At 71.4% G+C, this 4068-nt stretch carries 3 protein-coding genes; 1 reads left to right on the top strand and 2 read right to left on the bottom strand.

The window, feature by feature from the left end:
* A partial coding sequence (locus tag AOK16_RS21675) for a hypothetical protein (RefSeq protein WP_205627751.1) occupies positions 1-1139 on the top strand: 1139 nt, incomplete at its 5' end.
* Positions 1140-1402: 263 nt separating this feature from the next.
* Here AOK16_RS21675 and AOK16_RS21670 read toward each other — a convergent pair.
* Both AOK16_RS21670 and AOK16_RS21665 read right to left on the bottom strand, forming a co-directional pair.
* Complete coding sequence (locus AOK16_RS21670; protein WP_055473858.1) at positions 1403-2752, bottom strand: Gfo/Idh/MocA family protein; 1350 nt, start codon at positions 2750-2752, stop codon at positions 1403-1405.
* Between the two features lie 17 nt (positions 2753-2769).
* Positions 2770-4068: glycoside hydrolase family 28 protein (locus AOK16_RS21665; RefSeq protein ID WP_055473857.1), on the bottom strand; the 1299-nt coding region annotated here is incomplete at its 5' end.

Genomic DNA, 4068 nt, shown 5'->3' with positions numbered 1-4068 from the left:
CTACGGGGCGGGGCGCCCGGCCCCGGGCGCCCCGCCCCGTAGGACCCGTCAACCAGGAAGTGGCGGCCGCCCACGCCATCACGTACAAGGCGCTGCCGCAGGAGGTCGTCGGGGTCGATGCCGAAGAGCTGATGGCGGTGCGCAGCGAGGCCGATGTGGCCGCCGTGCGGGCCGCGCTGGTGAGCGAGGTCTGGAAGTCGGCGGACGGGCGGCTGCCCTCGGCGCTGCCGGAGGTGGAGCGCGGGGTCGCGGCTCCGGAGATACCGGAGTTCACGGGCGTGGACCGGATCGACCGGCTCACGGTGCGGCTGCCGTACGGGCTCAGCACGACCGTCTTCCTGCTCCTGCCGGACCGCTGGCCGCACCACGCCGGCCACCGTCGTTTCGCCTTCTATCACAACGGCCACGGCGAGGAGCCGAGCACGATGGCGCGGACGGCGCAGGCGCTGCTCGACGCCGGGTACGGGGTGCTGCTGTTCGCCATGCCGCTCTACCACTGGAACCCCCGCGAGCTGGAGGACCCCCAGGACCCCGCCAAGAAGGTCGTGGTGGGGTCGCACAACGACCTCGTCCCCTGGGAGACGCCCGGGTTCTCCACTCTGCGGTTCTTCCTGGAGCCGCTCGTGGTGGCGATGAACCACGTCCGCAAGGTCCACGAGCCGACCTCCGTGCAGATGGTCGGGCTGTCCGGGGGCGGCTGGGCCACGACGGTCTACCCCGCGCTCGACCCCCGGGTCACCCGCAGCTATCCGACCGCCGGCTCGCTGCCGTTCTTCCTGCGGTCCGCGCCGCCCAAGCCCAGCCCCACCACCGGGGACTGGGAGCAGCGCAAGGACCGCCATCCCGCGTTCTACGCGATCGCCGACTTCATGGACTTCTATGCGCTGGCGTCGGTCGGGAAGGACCGGCGCCAGATCCAGATCCTGAACCGGTTCGACGCGTGCTGCTTCAACGGGGTCGGGCACCGCAGTTACGCGCCGGTGGCACGGCATCGCGTTGAGGTGATCACGGGTGGGGAGGTGGGGAGGGGGTCTTGGGAGCTGCTGGAGGATGCGACCCATGGTGACCATACGGTCAGTCCGTACGCGCTGTCGGTCATCTTGTGGGATCTGGACGTGAATTGCGCGGGTTTGCCGTAGCGCCTGCGGCGGGCTTTTCCCCAGCCCGCCCCTTCCCGAAACTGGGGGCTCCGCCCCTTCCCGAAACTGGGGGCTCCGCCCCCAGGCCCCCTGATCGCCCTCCGGGCTCGTCCTCAAACGCCGGACGGGCTGGGAAACCGGTCGGGGCGGGCCTCGGGAGACTCAGCCCTTCGGGCTTGTCCTCAAGCGCCGGACGGGCTGGAAAGACCAAGCGCCGGACGGCTGGATTTTCCAGTCCGTCCGGCGCTTGATAGCCGCCTCCGTCAGGCGCCCGGTAGCGATACCAGGTCGTTCGTCGTTACCGGTGTGCCCGTTGTGAACGACTCGTTGGCCGCCAGGCCGGTGGCCAGGGCCAGGGCGCCGTCCGCCTCCGTGGCGCGCTGCTTGGCGGCGTCGCCGGTGTCGACCGGGGTCGACGGGTCGACGGGTCCGAAGAGGGAGTTGAGCATCCGCTCGTCGCCGCCGCCGTGCCCGGCGTGGTCGTAGGACGCCACCGCCACCTCGCGCGGCGCCTCCCACAGCGGGCGCAGCAGGATGCGAGGGCCGCCGGCGTTGGCGAGGGCCTTGTCGCCGTGGATGGCGCCCTGGCCGGAGGTGTTGGTGATCCGCGGCGGCTGCCACAGGCTCTCCTCGACCTCCAACTCCAGCCGCCCGCCGGTGCCGTTGAACATCACCCGGTAGCCCTCCCAGGGGGAGTAGGCGGTGAGGTGGTACGTCATGGTGGCGCCGGTGTCGTAGCGGACCAGCACCGCCATGTCGTCCTCGATGGTGATGCCGTCGCCGAAGACGTTGCGGTCGCGGTGGTAGCCGTCCTCGGACTCGGCGTCGAGGTAGAGCGAGCGCAGGGCGTCGTTCTCGGCCATGTGGAGCGCGAACGGGTCGTCCGCGGCCTGGGCCGCGCCGTGCGCGCGCTCGTACTCGCGCCGGTAGCCGGTGTGCTCGCCCGCCTCGCGGCCGTAGAAGCCGAGCCGCCCGTAGCCGAAGACCTGCTGCGGGCGGGCGCCCAGCCACCAGTTGACCAGGTCGAAGTGGTGGCTGGACTTGTGGACCATCAGCCCGCCGCTGTTCTCCTTCTCGCGGTGCCAGCGGCGGAAGTAGTCCGCGCCGTGCCGGGTGTCCAGCAGCCACTCGAAGTGGACGGAGAGCACGTCCCCGATGGCGCCCTCCGCCAGGAGGCGGCGGACCTCCTCGTGCACCGGGTTGAAGCGGTAGTTGAAGGCGACCGACAGGTGGTTGCCGGTCTCCTCGACGGTGTCCAGGATGCGGCGGCAGCGGGCCGCGTCGGTGGTCATCGGCTTCTCGGTCACCACCCGGCAGCCGGCGCGCAGCGCGGGCACGATGTACGCGTCGTGCAGCGCGTCCACGGTGGTCACGACCACCGCGTCGATGCCTTCGGAACGCAGCCGCCGCTCGAACTCGCCGGGTGTCCAGGCCGCGGCCTCGGGCTCGCCCGCCTCCTTCAGGAGGCGCTGGTGGTGGGCTATCCGCACGGGGTTGGGGTCGCACAGCGCCGCCACCCGCAGGCCCGGGCGCCGGGCCAGCGCGGTGGTGAACATCTGGGCGCGGGAGCCGGTGCCCACCACTGCGGCCCGGGACGGGTTGCTGACGGTCATGGGCCCTCCATCGGGTCTCACGTCGCCGCCCCACCGGTGCGGGGTGCGGCCGGTCGATCGTTGATCGCTACATCGTTGATCACTACATCACGCAGGGACAGGCCCACGACAGACTGCAGCAGCGGTTCCTGGGCGGCGTCCCGGAAGGTGAGATCGGCCAGCCGCACGTCGTGGACGGGCGCGTCGGCGTGGGCGCGGATGCGGATGGGGTACTCGCAGGGGCCGCCCATGTCCCAGCGCTCGGCCGTCAGGCGCGACACCTCCGCGAAGGCTTCGCCGCCGGTGCCGCCCGCGTACTGGAAGGTCACCTCGAACGGTACGTAGGTCCAGGCCGGCGCCCGTACGTCGGTCACACGGACGTCGCGGACGTAACCGCCCCTGGTGGGGGTCGACTTGACGTTGAGGACGGAGGCGACGCTGTCCTCGTCCAGGTCCGGGTGGCGCGGCAGGTACAGGCGCCGGGCGGTCACGTCGGACACGCCGCCGCTCATCTCGCTGCCGATGGCCACGGCGGCGCCGCCGGTGTGGTACACGCAGTCCTCGATGAGGATGTCCCGGGAGGGCACGCCGACCCGCCAACCGTCCTGGTCGCGCCCGGACTTGATGGCTATGCAGTCGTCGTGGGTGGCGAAGGTGACGCGCCGGATGACCACGTTCTGGCAGGAGTCCGGGTTGCAGCCGTCGCTGTTGGGGCCCTGGCACTCGACGGTGACGTCCTGGACCGTGATGTCCCGGCTCAGCACCGGGTGGATGTTCCAGAAGGGGGAGTTGCGCAGGGTCACGCCCTCGATGAGGATGTTCCGGCACGAGTGCGGCTGGACGAAGCTCGGCCGCAGGTAGTGGCCTTCGCCGAAGACGCGCTCCTGCAGCGGTACCCCTTCGACGCCCCAGCGCTCCAGGTTCGTCCAGTCGTCCAGTTCCTTGGGCATCCCCGGCTTCCAGCCGTACTGCCCGGAGCCCTTCCACGGCCACCAGTGCTGGTTGTCGCTCTGCGCGTCGAGGACGCCCCGCCCGGTCACGGCGATGTCGTGCTGGCGGTAGGCGTAGATCAGGGGCGAGTAGTTGTAGGCCTCGACGCCCTGCCAGCGGGTGCGGACGACCGGGAGGTAGGCGGCCGGGTCGGTGGTGAACAGCAGTGTCGCCCCCTCGGCGACGTGCAGGTCCACTCCGCTGAGCAGATGGATCGCGCCGGTCGCCCACCGTCCCGCGGGCACCAGCACGTGCCCGCCGCCCGCCGCGTGGCAGGCCTCGATCGCTCCCCGGATCGCTCCCGTGCAGTCGGTGGCGGCGTCCGCGACGGCGCCGTGGTCGGTGAT

Origin of the sequence: Streptomyces pathocidini (genome assembly GCF_001418495.1) — a bacterium.
GTDB classification, from domain to species: domain Bacteria; phylum Actinomycetota; class Actinomycetes; order Streptomycetales; family Streptomycetaceae; genus Streptomyces; species Streptomyces pathocidini.
Note: the sequence above shows the minus strand (reverse complement) of the source record. Positions and strands in the feature narration are given on the sequence as shown.

Coding starts and splice junctions, on each gene's coding strand:
- AOK16_RS21670 (WP_055473858.1), bottom strand. CDS start 2,752: ATGACCGTCAGCAACCCGTCCCGGGCCGCAGTGGTGGGCACCGGCTCC.